Raw genomic sequence first — 19440 nt, forward strand, 5'->3', positions numbered from 1 at the left:
GCCGGGGGAGCCCGCCCCCGGCTACACTGGCACATCATGAGCACGCCACTGGACCAGCCCGATCCGGGCGGAATCGCGACCCTCGACCGCGAGCTCGAAGAGCTCATCCGCGAGGAGAACGTCGAGCCGGGCGATCATGAACGCTTCTCGCACTACGTGAAGAAGGACAAGATCCTCGAGTCGGCGATCACCGGCAAGCCCGTTCGGGCGCTCTGCGGGAAGAAGTGGACGCCGGGCCGCGACCCCGAGAAGTTCCCCGTCTGCCCCACGTGCAAAGAGATCTACGAGTCCCTGCAGGGCTAGCGGACTGCAGCGTCCGCGTCGACGAACACCGTCGGCAGAGCGGGGTCCGACCGGCTGAGCGCCAGGGCGCGCACCGGCAACTCCTCCCGCACCCGCGCATGATGGGCCCGGGCTGCGGCGACGCCGTCGTGCCCCTCGGCCGCCTCATCGATGCGGCCGTCGACGACGAGCGGCACCTGCAACGCACGCGCGTCGGGGTGGGCCGCGGCCGCATCCAGATCCTCGAAGCCGTCGGAGACGACCACGAGCTCGCTCGTGGCGACGCCCTCCTGCAGCGTCCGGAAGGCCGCCTTCCGCCCGCCTCGCGACGCCTTGTCGGTGGATGCCTTCGCCACGCCCAGCCACGACCCGTCGCCTCCCTGGCGGGCCACCAGCTTGAAGACCATGCCGGCGGTGGGGCTTCCCGACCCGGTCACCAGGGAGGTACCGACGCCGTAGGAGTCGACAGGGGAGGCGGCCAGGGCGGCGATCGCGAATTCGTCCAGGTCGCTCGTGACCGTGATGCGCGTATCTCTCGCGCCGAGCTCGTCCAGAAGTGCGCGCACGTCGGCGGCGACCGTCGGCAGATCGCCGGAGTCGATCCGTACCCCGCCGAGACCCGTGCCGGCCACGCGCACCGCGGTCTCGACCCCGCTGCGGATGTCGTAGGTGTCCACGAGCAGGGTCGTTTCCGGGCCTAGGGCGTCGACCTGGGAACGGAAGGCCGCCTCCTCGGTGTCGTGCAGCAGCGTCCAGGCGTGGGCGGCGGTTCCCATGGTCGGAACGCCCCAGCGCTGGCCGGCAGCGAGGTTGCTGGTCGCACTGAAGCCTGCGATGTAGGCGGCGCGCGCCGCCGCGATCGCCGAATCTTCGCCCGCGCGCCGCGACCCCATCTCCGCCAGCGGACGGTCTCCGGCGGCCACGCTCATCCGGGCGGCGGCCGTCGCGATCGCGGAGTCGTGATTCAGCACCGACAGAACGAGCGTCTCGAGGAGGACGGCCTCGGCGAACGTGCCCTCCACGGTGAGGAGCGGCGATCCGGGGAAGTACAGGTCACCCTCCCGGTAGCCGGTGATGGACCCGCCGAAGCGGTAGTCGGCGAGGTACTCCAGCGTCGCCGCATCCACCACCTTCTCGTCGCGGAGGAAGCGGAGCTCCTCGTCGCCGAAACGGAAGTCCCGGAGCAGGCCGAGCAACCTCCCGGTCCCGGCCACGACACCGAAGCGGCGGGCACCGGGCAGGCGCCGAGCGAACACCTCGAACACGCATCGACGCTCCGCGGTGCCGTCGCGCAGCGCCGCATCCAGCATCGTGAGCTCATACCGGTCGGTCTTCAAGGCGGTGCTCGCGCTCATCCCGTCACCCTATCCACGGATCGGGTGTGCCGGCAGGCGCGGGTAGGGTGGGATGTCGTGGATGAGGCGCCGATCGGAATCTTCGACTCGGGCGTGGGCGGTCTCACCGTCGCCCGGGCCGTGTCGGCGCAACTGCCGCGGGAGTCGATCCTCTACGTCGGCGACACAGCCCACTCGCCGTACGGGCCGAAGCCGATCGCGGACGTGCGGCGGTACTCGCTCGAAGTGCTCGACTCGCTCGTCGATCAGGGCGTCAAGATGCTGGTGATCGCCTGCAACACCGCGTCGGCGGCAATGCTCCGTGACGCCCGCGAGCGGTACGACGTCCCGGTGGTGGAGGTGATCGGTCCCGCCGTCCGCACGGCGATGTCGACGACCCGCAACGGCCGGATCGGCGTCATCGGCACCGAGGGGACGATCTCGTCCGGCGCGTACCAGGACATGCTCGAGGTCAACGAACGTCTCACCGTGTTCGCACAGGCCTCCCCGCGGTTCGTGGAGTTCGTCGAGGCCGGTGTCACCGACTCGCCCGAGGTCCTCGCCGTCGCCGAGGAGTACCTCTCGCCCCTCCGCCACGCGGGCGTGGACACGCTCGTGCTCGGGTGCACGCACTATCCGTTCCTCGAGGGGGCCATCAGCTACGTGATGGGCCCGGATGTGAGCCTGGTCTCCAGCGACACCGAGACGGCCAAGGACGTCTACCGCCAGCTCGTGAGCCGCGATCTGCTCGCCGGCCCGGACGCGGTCGCCTCGCACGTGTACGAAGCCACCGGCGACTCCGTCGACGAGTTCCTGTCGCTCGCCCACCGGCTCATGGGCCGCGAGGTGCGCGAGGTGCAGCTCGTCCAGACCGGAGCTATCGACCTGCCGCGCTGAGCGGCCTCTTCCCTCACCCTGCAGACGTCCCCCGGGAGATCTGCAGACCGAGACCTCACCCGAAGGAAAGGCATCCCATGACCGACATCACCCGCGCTGACGGCCGCGCCGTCGACCAGCTGCGACGCGTCACCATCGAGCGAGGATGGTCGAGCCATGCCGAAGGCTCGGCTCTCATCAGTTTCGGCGAAACGCGCGTGCTGTGCACGGCGTCGTTCACGAACGGCGTGCCCCGGTGGCTGGCCGGCAAGGGCAAGGGCTGGGTCACCGCCGAGTACGCGATGCTGCCGCGGGCGACCAACAGCCGCAATGACCGGGAAAGCATCAAGGGGCGCGTCGGCGGCCGCACCCACGAGATCTCGCGGCTCATCGGCCGCGCGCTGCGCGCCGTCGTGGATACGAAGGCGCTCGGGGAGAACACCCTCGTCCTCGACTGCGACGTGCTCCAGGCCGACGGCGGGACGCGGACGGCCGCGATCACGGGCGCCTACGTGGCTCTGGCCGATGCGATCGCCTGGGGTAAGGAGCGGAAGTTCATCGCCCAGCGCTCCGAGGTTCTCATCGACTCGGTCTCGGCCGTCTCGGTCGGGATCATCGACGGCACACCGATGCTGGACCTCGCCTACGTCGAAGACGTGCGCGCCGAGACCGACATGAACGTGGTCGTCACGGGCCGGGGCCTGTTCGTCGAGGTGCAGGGCACCGCCGAGGGCGCGCCCTTCGACAAGAGCGAGCTCGACCGGCTGCTCGAACTCGGCGTCGCCGGGTGCGGCGAATTGCGCGACACTCAGGCCGCGGCGCTGGCGGGCTGACCCATGGGGCGGCAGATCGTCCTCGCGACCCACAACGCCCACAAGGTGGACGAGTTCCGCGCGATCGTCGCTGCCGTGCGTCCCGACCTCGAGGTCGTCGGCTACGACGGTCCGGAGCCGGTCGAGGACGGCGTGACGTTCGCCGAGAACGCGCTGATCAAAGCCCGCGCTGCCGCCGCGCACACCGGTCTCCCCGCGCTCGCGGACGACTCGGGGCTGTGTGTGGATGTCCTCGGCGGCTCCCCGGGTGTCTTCTCCGCGTACTGGGCGGGACACGCCAAGGATGCTGCGGCCAATCTCGCGCTGCTGCTCGACCAGCTCTCCGATGTGGCCGATCCGCACCGCACGGCGCAGTTCGTCTCCACCATCGCGCTGGTCACGCCCGGCGGCGGTGAGGATGTCGTCGAAGGCCGGTGGGACGGGCGGCTCGCTGCCGCAGCATCCGGCGAGGGGGGATTCGGATACGACCCGATCTTCATCCCGGACGGCCAGGAGCCCGGCGCAGAGCGGACGGTCGGGGAGTGGACGGCTGCCGAGAAGAACGCCGAGTCGCACCGTGCACGCGCGTTCGCGGCCCTCGTCCCGCTGCTGGGGCGGATGTGACGCGAGGGAGAATCGTTCTCGTTCCCGACATGACGACACGGCACCCCCCGACCCGGGGTCGGTCGTAGCCTGGGGATATGCACGATCATGCGCCCGGGGTCCGTGGCGCGAGCAATCGCCGCCTGCTGGCGATCTCGCTCGCGATCACGACGGTCGTCATGCTCGTGCAGATCGTCGGCGCCGCACTGTCCGGGTCGCTCGCGTTGCTCGCGGACGCGGCCCACATGTTCACCGACGCTGCAGCGCTCGTGATCGCCCTGGTCGCCAGTGCGGTCGCTGCGCGGCCGGCGAATGACCGACGCACCTTCGGGTACCAACGCGCCGAGGTGTTCGGTGCCCTCGCGAACGGCGTCATCCTGCTCGCCCTGTCGGTGTGGGTCGCGGTCGAGGCGGTTATGAGGCTGATGAACCCCGCCGACACCGAGATCGCCGGCGGCCTCATGCTCGGCGTCGCCGTGATCGGCCTGGTCGCCAACGCGATCGCGATGTGGCTCCTGGGGAGCGCCCAGCGGCGCAGCATCAACGTGCGGGGCGCGTACCTCGAAGTGCTCGGCGACCTGCTGGGCTCGGCCGCCGTCATCGTCGCGGCGATCGTGATCGTGACCACGGGGTGGGCGCCGGCGGATGCGGTGGCCTCCCTCCTCATCGCCGCGATGATCGTGCCACGGGCGATCGGCCTGCTGCGGGAGGTCGTCTCCGTGCTGGGCGAAGGCGCGCCGAAGGGCATGCACGTGCAGGAGATCCGCGACCACATCCTCGGGACCCCGGGTGTCGTGGACGTGCATGACCTGCATGTGTGGCAGCTCACGCGGGGAGCGCCGGTGTTCAGCGCGCACGTCGTCGTCGAGGATGCCGCGCTGAGCGACGGGCGGTCCGGGAGCGTTCTCGCCGCGCTGCAGGGATGCCTCTCGCAGCACTTCGACGTCGAGCATTCGACGTTCCAGCTCGAGCCGGCCGGTCACATCGAGCACGACGACGCCCGTCACGCCTGACGATCAGGATTCGCGGACGACCTCACCGGGCGCCTTGTCCGGGCGGAGTCCCCGCCACCGCGCGTGCCGCAGGATGCCGCCGGGGGTGAACTCTGCGAACTCCACCTCGCCGACGAGGTCGGGGCGGACCCACAGGGCGTCGCGCGCGTCGGGACGCGGCACCTCGACGAAGGGGTTCTCGTCGGTGCGCCGGGGGCGCAACTCCGCCTCCAGCTTCGCGATGGTCGCTTCGCTGAAGCCCGATCCCACCCGGCCTGCGTACCGCAGGCCGGTGCCGTCGGGGATGCCGAGGAGGAGTGAACCGATCGTGCCGTTGCGCCCGCCCTTGCCGGGGCGGATGCCGCCGATCACGACCTCCTGGGTGCGGGTGAGCTTCACCTTCAGCCATTGCTCCGAGCGGGCGCCGCGGCGGTAGGTCGACCCCGGGTCTTTGACGACGATCCCCTCCAGCCCGAGCGCGCGACTTCCCGCCAGCGCCGCATCCACGTCGTCGAACACCGGCGGCAGCACCACGGGCTCCGAGGCGGACGCGGCGAACTCCTCCAGCGCGGCACGGCGCTCGGCGAGCGGCAGGCCGGCGAGGTCGCGGCCGCCGCGCGAGAGGATGTCGAAGAGGAAGAGCTTCACCGGGGTGCGCGGGCTCTCGCGGGCGATCTCCCGGGGCTTGGCGAGGTTCATCCGCGTCTGCAACAGGGGGAAGCTCGGTCGCCCCGTGGCGTCCAGCGCCACGATCTCCCCGTCCACGACGGCGGGCTGCGACCCGAAACCCAGATCGACGGTCGTGAGCTCCGGATACTTCGCCGTGATGTCGTTCCCGCTTCGCGCCCTGAGATGCAGGCGCGAGCCGTCCCAGACCCCGATGGCGCGGATGCCGTCCCACTTCCCCTCCACCCATGGCCCGCTGCCGGAGCCCCACCGCCGTGCCGCCTCCCGCGCCATCCCCGGGCTGGCGGACGTGGCGAGCATCGGGCGCAGCTCGGACGGCGGCGGGATGGCGGCGGCGTCGTCGCCGGCCTGGTCTTGTGCGCGGCCGTCGGCTGCCGGCGCCCGGGAGGCCCCGGCGCGAGAAGCCGGGGCATGGGAGGCCGGGGAGTCGGCCTCGGTGGCGACGACGGGGGCGCCGTCGTGCTGCGGATGCCCCGCCGCATCCGTCTTCATGCGATGCAGCAGCCACGTCGACTTCTCTCCGCTGCCGTCGGTGCGGATGAGGGCGAGCCGCACCCGCCCGAGCGGACCGCCCGGGCGGCCCTCGAGGGTGAAGATCACCTCGTCGTCGCGCCACTTCTCCAGCTCGTAACGCCCTTCGTCCCAGATCGTCATCGACCCGGCGCCGTACTGGCCCGCCGGAATCGTGCCGGAGAACGTCGCGTACTCCATCGGGTGATCCTCGGTCTGCACAGCGAGGTTGTTGCGCCCGGTCGTGGCGGGGATCCCCTTGGGCACCGCCCAGCTCGCGAGCACGCCGTCGCGCTCGAGCCGGAGATCCCAGTGGAGCCGGGTCGCGTGGTGCTCCTGGATGACGAAGCGCGGCAGCCCTTCGGATGCGGTCGCGCCGATCGCATTCGCCGGCACCGGCTCGGGTGTCGCCCCCGCCGTCCGTTTCGCGATGTAGATGCTCAGCGGGCCGTCGTCGGCGGCCCGCGCCCCGGCACTGAATCCGAGCGCCGCCATCGGGTCACCGTCGGCAGCGACGCGCTCGAGCACTTCGTCGAAGAGGAGGTGCCGAAGACCGGGATCGTCGAGTTCCTCCCACGTGCGAGGGGCGGCGATCGTCGGATGATCCCGCCCCCGCAGTGAGTACGGGGCGATCGTCGTCTTGGATCCGTTGTTCTGGCTCCAGTCGATGAAGACCTTGCCCGGCCGGGCCGCCTTCGCCATCTGGCTCACCACCAGGTCGGGGGAGTCGGCCTCGATCGCCCGGGCGAGCTCCTTGGCGAAGGCGGTGATCGCGTCACTGGACTGCTCGCCAGGCAGCGCGGCGTACAGGTGGATGCCCTTGCTGCCGCTGGTGACGGGGTAAGGGTCCATCCCCATGTCCGTGAGGATCGACCGCGCCTGCCGGGCCACCTCGGCGCACTCGGCGAGCCCGACGCCGGGGCCGGGGTCGAGGTCCAGGACGAGACGGTCGGGGTTGCCGCGGTCACCGTCGGGTGCGAATCGCCACTGCGGAACGTGCAACTCCAGGCTCGCCACCTGCGCGAGGTAGACGAGGGTCGGCACGTCGGCGACCAGGGGATAGTCCTTCGGGCCGGAGGAGTGCGGGATGGGACGGCGCTGCACCCACGACGGGGCGCCGGCCTCCAGGTCTTTGGCGAAGAACGACATCCCGGGGTCGTCCGGTGTGCCGACACCGTCGGGCCATCGTTTGCGTGTGACCGGGCGTCCGGCGACGTGGGGCAGGAGAACCGGCGCCACGCGCGTGTAGTAGGCGATGACCTCGCCCTTGGTCGTGCCGGTTTCGGGGTAGAGCACCTTGTCGAGGTTCGTGATGCGCAGCCGACGGCCGTCGATGCGCACCGTCTGCTCTCCCGCGGCCATATGTTCACCGTAGCGGCGCGGATCGCAAGGGGTTTCGGGGATTGCTGTGACAGGTGTGTACTGGTGTGATGAGGGCGATCTGGAAAGGCGCGCTGACCTTCGGTCTCGTGAACGTGCCGGTCAAGGTGTACTCCGCGACCGAGGACCACGACGTGCCGCTGCATCAGGTGCACAGCACGGACGGCGGCCGCATCCGTTATCAGCGCATCTGCGAGGTGGACGGCGAGGTCGTGCCCTATTCCGACATCGACCGGGCCTACGACGACGGTGACCGGACGGTCGTGCTGACGAAGGAGGACCTCGCGTCCCTGCCCTCCGAGCGCAGCCGCGAGATCGATGTGGTCGAGTTCGTCCCGAGCGATCAGGTCGACCTGCTCACGCTCGACCGCGCGTACTACCTCGAGCCCGACTCCGCTTCGCCGAAGGCCTACGTGCTGCTGCGGCGGACGCTGGAGGAGACCGACCGGACCGCGATCGTCCGGTTCTCGCTGCGTCAGAAGACCCGCCTGGCGGCGCTGCGCGTCCGCGGCGACGTGCTCGTGCTGCAGACCCTCCTGTGGGCCGATGAGGTGCGGGATGCCGCGTTCCCGGCGCTGGACGAGACGGTGCGGATCTCGGCGAAGGAGCTGGAGATGTCGGCGGCGCTCGTCGAGAGCTTTGCGAAGGACTTCGATGCCGAGGAGTTCACGGACGAGTATCAGGCGGAGTTGCGCACCCTCATCGACGCCAAGCTGGAACAGGGCGACGCGCTGGACACCGCTGCCACCTTCGGCGAGACCGAGGACGAGGACTCCGGTGGCGAAGTGATCGACCTCATGGAGGCCCTCCGCGCGAGCGTGGAGCGCAGCCGTGCGGCACGGGGCACCAAGGGCGAGGATGCGCCGAAGAGCTCGGGCGCAGCAGCATCCGGGTCGTCGAAATCAGGGTCGCCCGCGAAATCGACGACCAAGGCGAAGCCGGCGTCTGCTGCCAAGACGACGACCGCAGCGAAGAAGAAGACCGCGAAGGCCTCCTGACGGCCGTCAGTCCTTCGGCGCCTCCGGGCGGCGACTTTCCAGGCTCTCCTGGTCGAGCACGAGCGACTGCGCCTCGCCGGAGTCCGTCTCCGGCTCGCCCCCGTGCGGCGCGCGCTTCGCGTGGGCGCGCTCGCGGAAGTAGTGGAAGGCGACGAAGCCGATCGTGCCGGCGACGGCGATGAGCAGGATCACGTCGATGTACTCGGCGACGAAGTCACCGACGCCGGGGATGAGCCCGATGCCGTAGCCCAGCATCGTGAGACCGAAGCCCCAGAGCAGTGCCCCGGCGAGGTTGTAGATCGTGTACTTCCACTTGTTCATGTGCCCGACGCCCGCCGCGATGGGGGCGAAGGTGCGCACGATGGGAACGAAGCGCGCGAGGATGACGGTGAGCCCGCCGAAGCGCTCGAAGAACGCGTTCGTGCGCTCGACGTTCTTGACGCTGAAGAGGCCGGATTCCTTGCGCTCGAAGATCGCCGGGCCGGCCTTGTGGCCGATGAGGTAACCCACCTCGCCGCCGAGGAAGGCGGCCAGGCCGATGAGGAGACCGACGAGCCAGACATTGATACCGAACACACCGTTCGGGGCGATCGCGGAGGGGTGCGAGAGCAGACCCGCCATGATCAGCAGAGTGTCCCCGGGCAGGAGGAACCCGATCAGGAGCCCCGTCTCGGCGAAGATGATGAGGCACACCACGAGCAGCGCCCAGGGCCCGGCGGCCGTGATGATCGTCTCAGGGTCGAGCCAGGGGATGAGAGCGGCGTGGGTGATCACGAAGGGTCCCGTCGTTCGGTCGGCGGCATGGCGCACACGCAAGCGTCGCCGTGCGGAAGGTGGGACTTGAACCCACACGCCCGGAGGCACAGGAACCTAAATCCTGCGTGTCTGCCAATTCCACCACTCCCGCGAGTGGGATCAGTCTAGGCGAGCACTCTCGCGCCGATGGTGGGGGAACCCCCCGAAAAGGGGCGCCCGCCGGGGGTGCGCCGGGTGCTGTCGCGCCATCGTGGGCCGTGCGGGTCTCGGATAGGCTCGGCGCGTGCACGAAGCAGAGCAGCGAGCGCGCGTCGGTGTGGTCATCCGTCCTCAGCTACCTCCCGAGGACCTGCTCGCCGCGGTGGGGGCCGTCGAAGCCGAAGGGTTCGACGATCTCTGGTTCTGGGAAGACAGCTTCTGGGGCGGCGGACTGGTCACCTCGACCGCCGCCCTCTCGGTAACCTCTCACATGCGGGTCGGACTGGGGCTCATGCCGACGCCCCTGCGCAATCCCGCGCTGGCGGCGATGGAGATCGCGGCGCTCGCCCGGATCCACCCCGAGCGATTCGTGCCGGCGTTCGGGCACGGCGTCCGCGAGTGGATGGTGCAGGCCGGGGCAGCCGTGGAGAGCCCGCTGACGCTGATGCGCGAATACGTCGCTGCGGTCCGCGCACTGCTGCGCGGTGGCGAAGTGACCGTAGACGGTCGATACGTGCACCTCGACCGCGTGCAGCTGAGCCACCCGCCGTTCCCCTCCGCTGTGCCGCCGCTCCTTCTCGGCGCGAACGGACCCAAGGCGTTGCGTCTGGCGGGCGAACTCGCGGACGGGGTGGTCCTGGACGAGGTGCCCACCGGGGAAGAGGTCGCCGCCAAGGTCGCCATCGTGCGGGAGGGCCGCGCAGGCTCCCCGCTCGAGAACGAGCGCTTGCAGGTCGTCGGGTACGTGAAGCCTGGTGCGGATCCCGGTGCTCAGGCCGTCGAACTCGTCTCGGCCGGGCTCACCACGATCGTGTTCTCCCACTGGGAGGGCGACCCGGACCCGCGTGTGCTGTTCGATGCAGCCCACGCGGCGCGGGCGGCCCTGGCGTCGATGCCGTCAGATGACGAGGACCCTCTGACGTGACGATCGGCGTCGTCTTCGTCCAGGGCGCCGGAGCCGGTGCTCACGAAGAGGATGCTCCGCTGGCGGCAAGCCTCGCTGAACACCTGGGAGAGCAGTACTCGGTCGACTTTCCCACGATGCCCGACGACGATGGCGCCGACAATCGGCTGTGGCACTCGGCGATCGCCCAGGCGATCGGTCGCGCGGGGGCGCCCGTCGTGCTGGTCGGGCACTCGGCCGGTGGCTACGTGCTCCTCACCTATCTCGCCGGCGACCGCCTCCTTCCGCCGGTCGCCGCTGTCTGCCTTCTCGCGGCGCCCTTCCCTGGCGGCGATCCCGACTGGACGTTCGAGGGGTTCGACCTTCCCGATGACCTCGCCGAACGCATGCCGGTGGACGCGGTGGTGATGCTGTACGCGAGTGAAGATGACGACATCGTCCCGTTCGCCCACCGTGACCTCTACGCCGCAGCCATCCCGGGCGCTGTTGCGCGCTCGCTGCCTGGGGGACACCAGTTCGGCGGGGACCTGCGCGTCGTCGCCGAGGACATCCGGCGCGTTCTGGGTGAGCGGCGCTAGGACGGAGGGATTACGGTCCGGCAGCCGTCCGGAAATCTGGGTTGCGGTTTCCTACTCAGGGGCGTAGCCTTCTAGGTAGGAAAGTCAAACTCAGGAACGGAAATCGTCATGCATATTGCTGGACAGACTGCTTTCGTCAGCGGAGCCAACCGCGGCCTCGGCAAGGCTCTCGCCGTGGAGCTGCTCGCGCGAGGCGCAGCCAAGGTCTACGGCAGCGCACGCGATGCGTCGACGATCACCACGGAGGGCATCATCCCCGTGCAGCTCGACATCACGGACCCGCGATCCGTGGCTGCCGCGGCCGAGCTCGCCGCCGACACGACGCTCCTGGTGAACAACGCAGGTCTCACGACCCTTTCTCCGCTCCTGGGCAGCGATCCGGCCGACGCCCGCGCCGAGATGGAGACCAACTACTTCGGAACGATGGAGATGGTGCATCGCTTCGCACCGGTCCTGGCGCGAAACGGCGGCGGCGCGATCATCAACGTCGTCTCGATCATGGCCTACCTGGCGATGGACGCCTCCGGCGGCTACGGGGCATCCAAAGCGGCACTGCTGGCAGCGACCAACAGCCTCCGCTTCGAGCTGGCCGGCCAGGGCACCCGGGTGGCCTCCTTGTCGCTCGCCAGCACCGACACCGACATGATGGCCTGGTACGACGGCCCCAAGAACGACCCGAAGGACGTCGCCCGTCGCGCCTTCGACGAGTTCGAGGCCGGCGCGCTCGACCTCTTCGGAGACGACGCCACGGCAGCATGGAAGAGCCGGCTCGGCGAAAGCACCGGCCAGCTGTACCCCCAATTCGCGAGCTGAACACATCGACAGGAGACCGTGAATGCCCGAGGACCAAACGACCGAGTACCGCGGCGACACCAAGTGCTCGCTCGCCAAGGCCGTGGACATCGTCGGGGAGCGGTGGGTGTTCTTCATCATCCGTGAGGCCCTGGCGGGGGTGACGCGATTCGCCGAGTTCAAAGCCCGGCTCGGCGTCGCCCCCGACATCCTCACCGCCCGGCTCGCCCTCCTGGTCGACTCGGGAATCATGACGCGGCAGACGTACCGGGACAGCGGAGAGCGCACCAGGCACGAATACGTCCTCACCGAATCCGGGCGAGAACTGGCCCTTCCGATCTTCGCACTGCAGCAGTGGGGAGAACGATTCGCACCATCCAGCCTGGAAGGGTCGATCACTTTCACCACCAGCGAAGGAGATCCGGTCGCCGCCGCCTTCGTCTCCCCGCAGGGTTCGGCTCCGGTCGACGTCATCGCCCGGCGCGTGGACGAGCCCCGCTCCTGAGGTCAGCTCCCTCGAGCGGCGGGTTCGCGCGCCGCTACGGGCGCGCGATCCGCGATCGGTAGCGGCGTAACGCGCCGTTGGGGGTGCAGACGGCCGCGGGGTGTGGAGAACTTCCGCGCGCTCATCGGGGTTTTGCGAGGATTCCCGCGTGAGTCTCGCCTTCGCCTCTCCGGGTTCCGCGGCCGCCGCGGTCGCCGAACGGGTGCGCGAGCGGCTCCGCGCCGAGCAGGCGGATCCGACCCTCGATCCCGAGCTCGCCACGAGCATCGCCGCCAACGAGGTGCGCCGGCACAACGACTACGCCCTGGCGCGGGGGCTCGACCCGGTCGATGATGAGGCAGGGTGCGTCCGCGATGTGCTCGCGCAGCTGTCGGGGTTCGGTCCGCTGCAGCCGTATCTGGACGACCCGACGATCGAGGAGATCTGGCTGAACGCGCCCGACCGCGTGTTCGTGGCACGGGGAGGCCGGGCCGAGCGCGTGCCGCTCGCTCTCACCGACTCCGGGGTGCGGGATCTGGTGGAACGGATGCTGCACACGACAGGGCGGCGCGTCGACCTCAGTCAGCCCTTCGTCGATGCGTCGTTGCCCGATGGGTCCCGGCTTCACGTGGCGATCCCCGACATCACCCGGCGACACTGGGCCGTGAACATCCGGAAATTCCTGCCGGCGTATCGGGACCTCGCGCACCTGGTGCAGTCCGGATCGATCAGCGGGGCAGGCGCCGACCTCCTCGCCGGTGCCATGCGCGACGGGCGGAGCATCCTGGTCTCGGGTCCGACGCATGCCGGGAAGACGACGCTTCTCGGCGCGCTGGTGGCCGCGGCGGCATCCGGGCAGCGGATCGTGACCGTGGAGGAGACCTTCGAACTCGCCGTCGACGCGCCCGACATCGTGGCGATGCAGGGACGGCAGCCGAGTCTGGAAGGGACCGGAGAGGTGACCCTCCGGCGTCTCGTGAAAGAGGCGCTGCGCATGCGACCCGACCGCCTCGTCGTCGGCGAGGTGCGGGATGCGGAGGCGCTGGACCTCGTGCTCGCGCTCAACACGGGTGTGCCCTGCGCCGCAACCATCCACGCCAACTCCGCGCCGGAAGCCCTCGTCAAGCTGGCGGCCCTCCCGCTCCTGGCCGGACGGAACATCGATGCGACCTTTGTGACGGCGGCCGTCGCCCGCTCTGTCGATCTCGTCGTGCACTGCGAACGCGACGCCTCCGGCCGGCGGCGTGTGGCGGAGATCGTCCAGCCGACCGGTCGCATCCTCGGCGACGCTCCGGAGGTGCGCCGCGTCGTACCCGGGAGCCGGCGATGACGGTCCTCCTGGGCGCGACGCTCGCCGCGGGCGTCCTGCTGGTCGCTTCCCCGTGGCTGTGGCCCGCCGCTTCGATGCGGGCTGCCGGCCCTTCCGCCCCCGCGGGACCGCTGGCGCGGCTCCTCGAATCGGCGGGGTTCGCCGGGGTGCGGGGTCGCGTCGTCCTCGTGCTCTCGCTGGCGAGCGCGGTGATCGCGGCCGCGGTGGCCTGGCTCCTCACGTCGGTCCCCGCCTTCGCGCTCGTGGTGGCGGGCGCGGCGGCAGCGGCGCCGTTCGTGTGGCTGCGTGCGCGTCGCGTGCGCCTGCTGCGCTCGCGACGGAACCTGTGGCCCGACGTGTGCGACCTGCTCATCGCCTCGGTGCGCGCCGGGATGTCGCTGCCGGACGCCGTGGCGAGCCTGGCCGGCTCTGCGCCGCCGGCATTGCGGTCGGCCTTCGCCGCGTTCGCGGTCGACATCCACGCCTCGGGTCACTTCGAGTCCAGCATCGGGCGGCTGAAGACCGCGCTGGCCGACCCTGTGGCGGACCGCATCATCGAGACCCTGCGCATGGCGCGGCAGGTGGGCGGCACGGAGCTTCCCACCGTGCTGCGCGCCCTGGCATCCTCCGTACGCGCCGACGCTCTGCTCCGCGGGGAGGTCGAAGCCCGGCAGTCGTGGATCCGTGGCGCAGCGGTGCTCGGGGTCGTGTCCCCGTGGATCATCCTCGTCCTGCTGGCGTTGCGCCCCGAAGGTGCCGATGCGTACTCGAGCCCCGAGGGGGTCGGCCTGATCCTGGCCGGCGGGCTCGTGTCGGTGGTCGCATTCCGCCTGATGCTGCGGATCGGTCGCCTTCCCGAGCCGCGGCGGTGGTTCGGATGACACCGGGTCTTCTCACCGAGTCCGCCGTCGCCGTGGTGCTGGGAACCGCCCTCGGCATCGGCGTGTGTCTGCTGGTCTCCCTGGCCCCCCGGGTGAGCGCGCCGAGCCTCGCCCGGCGCATCGCGCCGTACATCCGCGACGTCACGGATCCCCTGGGTATCGGACCCGCCCTGTCACCGGTCCCCACGGTTCGCGACGCCGTACGCGGGGCACTCGATCGAGTCGCCGCGATGTTCGGCGGTTCGGAGGCTCTCTCGCGCCGCCTGGGCCAGGCCGGCTGGACGATCAACGCCACGGCCTTCCGCACGCGGCAGCTCGTGTGGGGTCTCGCGGGTCTCGGCGTCGGCGCTCTGCTCGTGGTGCTGGTCGCGCTCGCCGGCGGGCTCACGCCCGCGGCCGTGATCGTCGCGCCGGTGCTGGCGGCGAGCGCGGTGGTGCTGTGCGACGCGCGGTTGACGTGGGCGGCCGGCCGGCGGATGCGGCGGATCGAGGAGGAGCTCCCCACCGTGCTGGACTTCCTGGCGCTATGCCTTTCCGCCGGCGAAGGCATCCTGGATTCTCTCCGCCGTGTCGGGGAGGTCGGCTCGGGGGAACTCACCGGCGAGATCCGCACGACGCTGCTGACCGTGGGCACGGGTGAGCCGCTCACCGACGCCCTGACGTCGCTGGGAAGCCGGTTGCAGGTGCCCGCGCTGTCCAGGGCCCTTGATCAGGTCGTTGCGGCGCTGGACCGGGGCGCCCCGCTGGCGCAGGTGCTGCAGGCGCAGGCCACGGACGCGCGCGAAGACGCCAAGCGCGCACTCATCGAGCAGGCGGGGCGGAAAGAAATCCTCATGCTCATCCCGCTGGTGTTCCTCATTCTTCCCCTGAGCGTGCTCTACGCGGTGTTCCCGGGGATTTTCCTGTTGCGGCTCGGAATCGGCTGACCATCGGAAAGGAGGACACATGCGAGGAAACCACTTCATCCGCCGCCTGCGCACCGCATGGGGGGACGTGCTGTCGGACGAGCGCGGCGACGTTCCGGGCTGGGTGCTCATCACCTTGATGACCGCTGGGTTGGTCGTCGTGATCTGGGCACTCGCAGGCCCCGCTCTCGCGCAGCTGTTCGAGCAGGCGATCTCCCGCGTCTCCGGGCTGTGACGCATGCGCCGACTGCGCGATGTCGTCGGGCGTGCCGTGCGCGGTGCGCTCGCTGACGACGCGGGTTCCAGCCCCGTCGAGTTCGTCCTGGTGGGGGCGTTGCTGACCCTGCTCACACTCGCGGTCATCCAACTCGCCCTCGGCGTCTATGTCCGCAACGTGGTCCACGACGCTGCCGTCGAGGGTGCGTTTCACGCGGCGCTCGCCGACACGAGTCTGGCCGAGGGCGCCGAGCGCACGCGGGGGCTGGTCGCCCGGGCGGTGGGGGAGTCCTATGCGGACGACATCGCCGTGCGTGAGACGGATGCGGCGGGAAGCCCCGCGGTGCGGGTCACCATCCGCACGACGTTGCCCCTGCTCGGACTTCTGGGGATCGAGCGTGCGCTGGAGGTGAGCGCTCTTGCCCCGGTCGAATCTCTGGAGTGAGGTGAGAGTGCGCGCCGCCGACGATAAGGGCTCGGCCGCGCTCGAGTTCATCTTCGTGGGACTGCTCCTGCTGGTACCCATCGTGTACCTCGTCGTTGCCCTCGGCATGATCCAGGGGCAGAGCCTCGGCGCCGAGTCGGGCGCCCGGCACATCGCCCGCGCGGTGGCGACGGCCGAGGGGGCGGATGCGGCGGACACCCGGGCCTCGGCGATCCTCGCGACCGTCGTCACCGAGTACGGCATCGATCCGGATCGCGCCGATGTCGACGTGTCGTGCCGGGACGCGCCATCCGCGTGCCCGGAGGCGGGGGCCACCGTCGTGGTGACGGTACGGACGGAGGTGTCGCTGCCCCTCGTTCCTCCCGTGCTGGGACTGGACCGGATCGCCCGAATCCCGATCGAGGCATCGGCGGCCCAGAAGGTGTCGCGGTTCTGGAGCGAGGACTGATGGCGATCCGGCGTGGTGAGGAGGAGGGGAGCGTCCTCCTCCTCACCATCGGCTACGCGGTGCTCGCCCTCGTGCTCGTCCTGGTGTGTGCCAACGCCACGAGCCTGTACCTCGCGCAGAAGCGCCTGGACGCGCTCGCCGATGCGGCCGCGCTCGCCGCCGCCGATGGCTTCACCCTGACCGTGGAGTCGGGGCAGCCGCGCACCGACTTGACGGACGCCGGGGTGTTCGCGCAGGCGACGGACATGGTGGCGGCCGTCGGTGAGGAAGCGACCCTGGTGGCCGCGACGACGCCAGACGGGCTTTCTGCCCGCGTCACGGTCGCCGGCACGTGGCATCCGCCCGTGATCACGATGTTCGTCCCCGGCGGCGTCGCTCTCTCGGCGACGGCCACCAGCCGCAACGCGCTGCGGTGAGGGCGCCGGTGATCCGCCGCTCCCGAGCCGGCCCCCGCCCTATCGCGCCAGGGTGTTCTTGTAGATGTGCTCGGCGAGCATGATCGTCGTCACGTTCGTCGCCACCGATGGCACGACCGGCATGATGGATGCGTCGATCACGCGGATTCCGGCGAGCCCCCGCACGGCACCGCCGCCGTCCACCACGTGCCACGGGTCATCCGGTCCGCCCATCGGCACCGTCGACGTCGGGTGGGCGTAGGAGGCGATCTGCTCATCGATCACTCGGGCGAGCTCCTCATCGGACTCCACCTGCGCGCCGGGTACCATCTCTTCGGAGACAGCCGCGAAGATCTCGTTACGCGCGACCCGACGGCTGAGCTTGACGGCCTCGAGCATGCGGCTGCGATCACGCGGCGTGGACAGCAGATTGAGGTCGATGATGGGCGCTGCCAGCGGCTCGGTGCTCGGCAGGGTCACGGTTCCGAACGACTCCGGCTGGACGAGGGCGACCGCCAGCACGATGGCGCCGCCGGTGGGGCTGTTCGCCGGATCGAAGAGGTGGCTCACCGAGATCTGAAGGTCGAGGTCACCCTCCTCGGCTTCACTGGACTTCACCCACAGCATGGCTCCGAACTGGGGAGTCATCTCGAGGGCGTCGGGCTTCAAGGCGTAGACGTTGTAGTAGAACGGGTGGTCCTGCAGCCGCCGCCCGACGGGCAGATCGGCCACGACGTCGATCCCGAGTCGGGTCAGGTCTTCGGCCGGGCCCACGCCCGAGCGCATCAAGATCGCGGCGCTCCCGTATGTGCCGGCCGAGAGGATGACCTCGCCGGCAGAATAGGCCTGCCCGTCGGAGGTGATCACGCCGGAAGCCGTCGTGCCGTCGAAAACGACGCGATCGATGTGCGTCCTGCCGAGGATCGTCAGATTGGGGCGAGAACGCACGTCGGCGGTCAGATACGTCAGCGCGGTGCTCTGCCGCACCCCGTCGACGATGTTGAGGGGGTTCATCGAGGCCCCGTCCTGGTCGGCGCCGTTGGCATCGCTGACGCGAGCGAAGCCCTCGGCCACGCTCGCGTCGATGAACGCGCGCATGGAGGTGGTGCTCTCGTCGTAGCGGCGCTGCCGAATGGGGAAAGGCCCCGTGCGCCCGCGGAGCGCATCATCCCCGTCCGGGGTGTTCTCCAGAGACTTGTAGGTCTCCAGCACGTCGGCGAACGACCACCCCGCAAGCCCGCGGGCCTCCCACTTCGCGAAGTCGGATGTCCGGGCCCGGAGCGCGACGGCGGCGTTGACAGCAGAGCTGCCGCCGAGCACCTTTCCCCGCGGAATCGCCTGGTTCGGGACGCTTGAATTGTGACGGCCGGTGTAGCCCCAGTCGTGGTCGGCATCGCCGCCGACCATGCTCGCCCTGAGAATGACCTCGGGGTTGCCGTCTGGGGGGTAGGCGGTGCCTGCCTCGATCAACAGCACCGATCGGGAGGGGTCGCTGCTGAGCCGGTTGGCCAGAACAGCGCCTGCCGATCCGCCGCCGACGATGATCACGTCATAGGTGTCGAGAGTCATGGGGTAGTCCTTCCGTAACGTCGGGTCGCTTCTGTGAACCGCGATGTCCAGTTCAACCGAGCGCCGGCCTCCGAGAGAGGCCGCAGCACGCACCGTTCTGCCTAGGTCTGGCAGTGCTACCCACACCGCCCCCTGCCCGCTTTCGCGGTGGATGATGGGCGTATGGCGATCGAAGACGAACTGAGAGAGTTCCTCCACGCGAGCCGGGCGAGGCTCGTCCCCGCCGATGTGGGGCTCGACGACTCGGTGCAGCGCGGCTCCGGTTCCTCCCGTCGCGTCCCGGGCTTGCGGCGTGAAGAGGTCGCGCACCTGGCCGGCGTGAGCGTCGATTACTACTCGCGGATCGAGCAGGGACGCACCCGCCATGTGTCCGACGCCGTGCTCGCCGCGGTGGCGTCCGCCCTGCGCTTGAATCCGATAGAGCGCGAATACCTTTTCGCTCTCGTCGCGCAGAAGAACTATGACCCCCGCAGGTCGGCGCGTGAGGACACCGCCCGCGTGAAGCCGAACGTGCACCGCACGCTGGCCGCCTTCCAAACGTCCCCCGCGGTCGTCATGGGACTGGGGATGAGCATCCTTGCGATGAACCCCCTGGCCCGCTCGCTCTATTTCGATTTCACCAAGGTGCCCTCGCGTGAGCGAAACCTCGCCCGGTGGATCTTCCTGTCGCCCGAGGCGAGAAGTCTCTACGACGACTGGGAGACCGCTGCCTCCGAGGCCGCGGCTGTTCTCCGTGCCGACGCCGGTTCCCACCCCGACAACACCGCTCTGAACGAACTCGTCGGCGAGTTGACGGTGAAGAGCGAAGACTTTCGCCGCGTGTGGGCTGAGTACAGCGTGCATCGCTGCAGTTTCGGGACGATCCGGATGACCCATCCCATCTCCGGGAAGCTCACGATCGAGTACCAGGCCCTCGACGTGCCCGGGGAGAAGGACCAGAAAGTCGTCGTCTACATGGCGCCGGAGGGATCGCCGTCGGAAGACGGCCTCCTGATGCTCGCCAGTTGGGGGGCAGGTCCCGGCGGGGGAGTGGGTGACCGGCGGGAGGAGCCGACTCGTCAGGCGTGAGCGGTGATTCGCCGCACC

At 70.0% G+C, this 19440-nt stretch carries 22 protein-coding genes and 1 tRNA gene; 18 read left to right on the forward strand and 5 right to left on the reverse strand.

Translation table 11 applies throughout. From position 1 onward, the window contains the following. The first annotated feature begins 36 nt into the window (after positions 1-36). Entirely contained in the window at positions 37-303 is a 267-nt protein-coding gene (locus AC4FS1_RS02190) for a DUF3039 domain-containing protein (protein WP_491152255.1), read from the forward strand. Here the strand turns inward: AC4FS1_RS02190 and AC4FS1_RS02195 are convergent. Further along, positions 300-1637 carry a nicotinate phosphoribosyltransferase gene (locus AC4FS1_RS02195; RefSeq protein ID WP_491152257.1) on the reverse strand — a complete coding sequence of 446 codons (1338 nt, stop codon included), beginning with the start codon at positions 1635-1637 and terminating at the stop codon, positions 300-302. The genes AC4FS1_RS02190 and AC4FS1_RS02195 overlap by 4 nt on opposite strands. Positions 1638-1694: 57 nt before the next feature. On the opposite strand from AC4FS1_RS02195, the gene murI reads away from it, so the two are divergent. The 4 genes from murI to AC4FS1_RS02215 all read left to right on the forward strand — a co-directional run bounded on the left by murI (position 1695) and on the right by AC4FS1_RS02215 (position 4920). Next, entirely contained in the window at positions 1695-2513 is an 819-nt protein-coding gene (gene murI / locus AC4FS1_RS02200) for a glutamate racemase (RefSeq protein WP_491152259.1), read from the forward strand. A 77-nt stretch (positions 2514-2590) separates the two neighbouring features. Further along, a complete protein-coding gene (gene rph, locus AC4FS1_RS02205; RefSeq protein ID WP_491152261.1) occupies positions 2591-3325 on the forward strand; it encodes a ribonuclease PH in 735 nt (244 codons plus the stop codon). A 3-nt stretch (positions 3326-3328) separates the two neighbouring features. Then, positions 3329-3928 carry an RdgB/HAM1 family non-canonical purine NTP pyrophosphatase gene (gene rdgB / locus AC4FS1_RS02210; protein ID WP_491152263.1) on the forward strand — a complete coding sequence of 200 codons (600 nt, stop codon included), beginning with the start codon at positions 3329-3331 and terminating at the stop codon, positions 3926-3928. Positions 3929-4005: 77 nt separating this feature from the next. Next, a complete protein-coding gene (locus tag AC4FS1_RS02215; protein WP_491152264.1) occupies positions 4006-4920 on the forward strand; it encodes a cation diffusion facilitator family transporter in 915 nt (304 codons plus the stop codon). A gap of 3 nt (positions 4921-4923) precedes the next feature. Here the strand turns inward: AC4FS1_RS02215 and AC4FS1_RS02220 are convergent, their stop codons facing one another. Beyond that, a complete protein-coding gene (locus AC4FS1_RS02220) occupies positions 4924-7458 on the reverse strand; it encodes an ATP-dependent DNA ligase (protein ID WP_491152266.1) in 2535 nt (844 codons plus the stop codon). 68 nt (positions 7459-7526) lie between these two features. Between AC4FS1_RS02220 and ku the strand changes: the two genes are divergently transcribed. Further along, positions 7527-8474, forward strand: coding sequence for a non-homologous end joining protein Ku (gene ku, locus AC4FS1_RS02225; RefSeq protein WP_491152268.1), 948 nt, complete (start codon positions 7527-7529; stop codon positions 8472-8474). A gap of 6 nt (positions 8475-8480) precedes the next feature. On the opposite strand, the gene AC4FS1_RS02230 is transcribed toward ku, so the two are convergent. Further along, a complete protein-coding gene (locus AC4FS1_RS02230) occupies positions 8481-9248 on the reverse strand; it encodes a DedA family protein (protein WP_491152270.1) in 768 nt (255 codons plus the stop codon). Between the two features lie 51 nt (positions 9249-9299). After that, positions 9300-9381: transfer RNA gene (locus AC4FS1_RS02235), tRNA-Leu, on the reverse strand. A gap of 132 nt (positions 9382-9513) precedes the next feature. Between AC4FS1_RS02235 and AC4FS1_RS02240 the strand changes: the two genes are divergently transcribed. The 11 genes from AC4FS1_RS02240 to AC4FS1_RS02290 all read left to right on the forward strand — a co-directional run bounded on the left by AC4FS1_RS02240 (position 9514) and on the right by AC4FS1_RS02290 (position 16806). Continuing rightward, on the forward strand, positions 9514-10353 hold the full coding sequence (locus AC4FS1_RS02240; RefSeq protein ID WP_491152272.1) for an LLM class flavin-dependent oxidoreductase: 840 nt from the start codon (positions 9514-9516) through the stop codon (positions 10351-10353). Further along, on the forward strand, positions 10350-10910 hold the full coding sequence (locus tag AC4FS1_RS02245; protein ID WP_491152274.1) for an alpha/beta fold hydrolase: 561 nt from the start codon (positions 10350-10352) through the stop codon (positions 10908-10910). The genes AC4FS1_RS02240 and AC4FS1_RS02245 overlap by 4 nt, the downstream gene beginning before the upstream one ends. A 108-nt stretch (positions 10911-11018) precedes the next feature. Beyond that, entirely contained in the window at positions 11019-11723 is a 705-nt protein-coding gene (locus AC4FS1_RS02250; RefSeq protein WP_491152276.1) for an SDR family oxidoreductase, read from the forward strand. Positions 11724-11745: 22 nt separating this feature from the next. Beyond that, positions 11746-12207 (forward strand): winged helix-turn-helix transcriptional regulator, encoded by a 462-nt coding sequence (locus AC4FS1_RS02255; RefSeq protein WP_491152278.1) that lies wholly within the window; start codon positions 11746-11748, stop codon positions 12205-12207. A 148-nt stretch (positions 12208-12355) separates the two neighbouring features. Then, on the forward strand, positions 12356-13516 hold the full coding sequence (locus tag AC4FS1_RS02260; protein ID WP_491152280.1) for a TadA family conjugal transfer-associated ATPase: 1161 nt from the start codon (positions 12356-12358) through the stop codon (positions 13514-13516). Beyond that, a complete protein-coding gene (locus AC4FS1_RS02265) occupies positions 13513-14376 on the forward strand; it encodes a type II secretion system F family protein (protein WP_491152282.1) in 864 nt (287 codons plus the stop codon). Before AC4FS1_RS02260 ends, AC4FS1_RS02265 begins: the two co-directional genes overlap by 4 nt. After that, positions 14373-15302: a type II secretion system F family protein gene (locus AC4FS1_RS02270; protein ID WP_491152283.1), complete on the forward strand. Its 930-nt coding sequence runs from the start codon at positions 14373-14375 to the stop codon at positions 15300-15302. Before AC4FS1_RS02265 ends, AC4FS1_RS02270 begins: the two co-directional genes overlap by 4 nt. Before the next feature lie 19 nt (positions 15303-15321). Then, the gene (locus AC4FS1_RS02275; protein WP_491152284.1) at positions 15322-15516 is read left to right on the forward strand and encodes a hypothetical protein; all 195 of its coding nucleotides are present in this window, start codon (positions 15322-15324) and stop codon (positions 15514-15516) included. A gap of 3 nt (positions 15517-15519) precedes the next feature. After that, complete coding sequence (locus AC4FS1_RS02280; protein ID WP_491152285.1) at positions 15520-15942, forward strand: TadE/TadG family type IV pilus assembly protein; 423 nt, start codon at positions 15520-15522, stop codon at positions 15940-15942. A gap of 7 nt (positions 15943-15949) precedes the next feature. Further along, on the forward strand, positions 15950-16390 hold the full coding sequence (locus AC4FS1_RS02285; RefSeq protein ID WP_491152287.1) for a TadE/TadG family type IV pilus assembly protein: 441 nt from the start codon (positions 15950-15952) through the stop codon (positions 16388-16390). Then, the gene (locus AC4FS1_RS02290) at positions 16390-16806 is read left to right on the forward strand and encodes a pilus assembly protein TadG-related protein (RefSeq protein WP_491152288.1); all 417 of its coding nucleotides are present in this window, start codon (positions 16390-16392) and stop codon (positions 16804-16806) included. Before AC4FS1_RS02285 ends, AC4FS1_RS02290 begins: the two co-directional genes overlap by 1 nt. A 39-nt stretch (positions 16807-16845) precedes the next feature. Here the strand turns inward: AC4FS1_RS02290 and AC4FS1_RS02295 are convergent, their stop codons facing one another. Continuing rightward, positions 16846-18354 carry a GMC family oxidoreductase gene (locus tag AC4FS1_RS02295; protein WP_491152289.1) on the reverse strand — a complete coding sequence of 503 codons (1509 nt, stop codon included), beginning with the start codon at positions 18352-18354 and terminating at the stop codon, positions 16846-16848. A gap of 162 nt (positions 18355-18516) precedes the next feature. Here AC4FS1_RS02295 and AC4FS1_RS02300 point away from each other — a divergent pair, with 162 nt between their 5' ends. After that, a complete protein-coding gene (locus AC4FS1_RS02300) occupies positions 18517-19422 on the forward strand; it encodes a helix-turn-helix domain-containing protein (RefSeq protein ID WP_491152291.1) in 906 nt (301 codons plus the stop codon). Positions 19423-19440: the final 18 nt, after the last annotated feature.

The organism is Microbacterium sp. Z12_35 (assembly GCF_058310475.1).

Coding starts and splice junctions, on each gene's coding strand:
- AC4FS1_RS02255 (WP_491152278.1), top strand. CDS start 11,746: ATGCCCGAGGACCAAACGACCGAGTACCGCGGCGACACCAAGTGCTCG.
- AC4FS1_RS02195 (WP_491152257.1), bottom strand. CDS start 1,637: ATGAGCGCGAGCACCGCCTTGAAGACCGACCGGTATGAGCTCACGATG.
- AC4FS1_RS02280 (WP_491152285.1), top strand. CDS start 15,520: ATGCGCCGACTGCGCGATGTCGTCGGGCGTGCCGTGCGCGGTGCGCTC.
- AC4FS1_RS02300 (WP_491152291.1), top strand. CDS start 18,517: ATGGCGATCGAAGACGAACTGAGAGAGTTCCTCCACGCGAGCCGGGCG.
- AC4FS1_RS02270 (WP_491152283.1), top strand. CDS start 14,373: ATGACACCGGGTCTTCTCACCGAGTCCGCCGTCGCCGTGGTGCTGGGA.
- AC4FS1_RS02190 (WP_491152255.1), top strand. CDS start 37: ATGAGCACGCCACTGGACCAGCCCGATCCGGGCGGAATCGCGACCCTC.
- AC4FS1_RS02265 (WP_491152282.1), top strand. CDS start 13,513: ATGACGGTCCTCCTGGGCGCGACGCTCGCCGCGGGCGTCCTGCTGGTC.
- ku (WP_491152268.1), top strand. CDS start 7,527: ATGAGGGCGATCTGGAAAGGCGCGCTGACCTTCGGTCTCGTGAACGTG.
- AC4FS1_RS02290 (WP_491152288.1), top strand. CDS start 16,390: ATGGCGATCCGGCGTGGTGAGGAGGAGGGGAGCGTCCTCCTCCTCACC.
- AC4FS1_RS02275 (WP_491152284.1), top strand. CDS start 15,322: ATGCGAGGAAACCACTTCATCCGCCGCCTGCGCACCGCATGGGGGGAC.
- rph (WP_491152261.1), top strand. CDS start 2,591: ATGACCGACATCACCCGCGCTGACGGCCGCGCCGTCGACCAGCTGCGA.
- AC4FS1_RS02215 (WP_491152264.1), top strand. CDS start 4,006: ATGCACGATCATGCGCCCGGGGTCCGTGGCGCGAGCAATCGCCGCCTG.
- AC4FS1_RS02220 (WP_491152266.1), bottom strand. CDS start 7,458: ATGGCCGCGGGAGAGCAGACGGTGCGCATCGACGGCCGTCGGCTGCGC.
- AC4FS1_RS02250 (WP_491152276.1), top strand. CDS start 11,019: ATGCATATTGCTGGACAGACTGCTTTCGTCAGCGGAGCCAACCGCGGC.
- AC4FS1_RS02295 (WP_491152289.1), bottom strand. CDS start 18,354: ATGACTCTCGACACCTATGACGTGATCATCGTCGGCGGCGGATCGGCA.
- rdgB (WP_491152263.1), top strand. CDS start 3,329: ATGGGGCGGCAGATCGTCCTCGCGACCCACAACGCCCACAAGGTGGAC.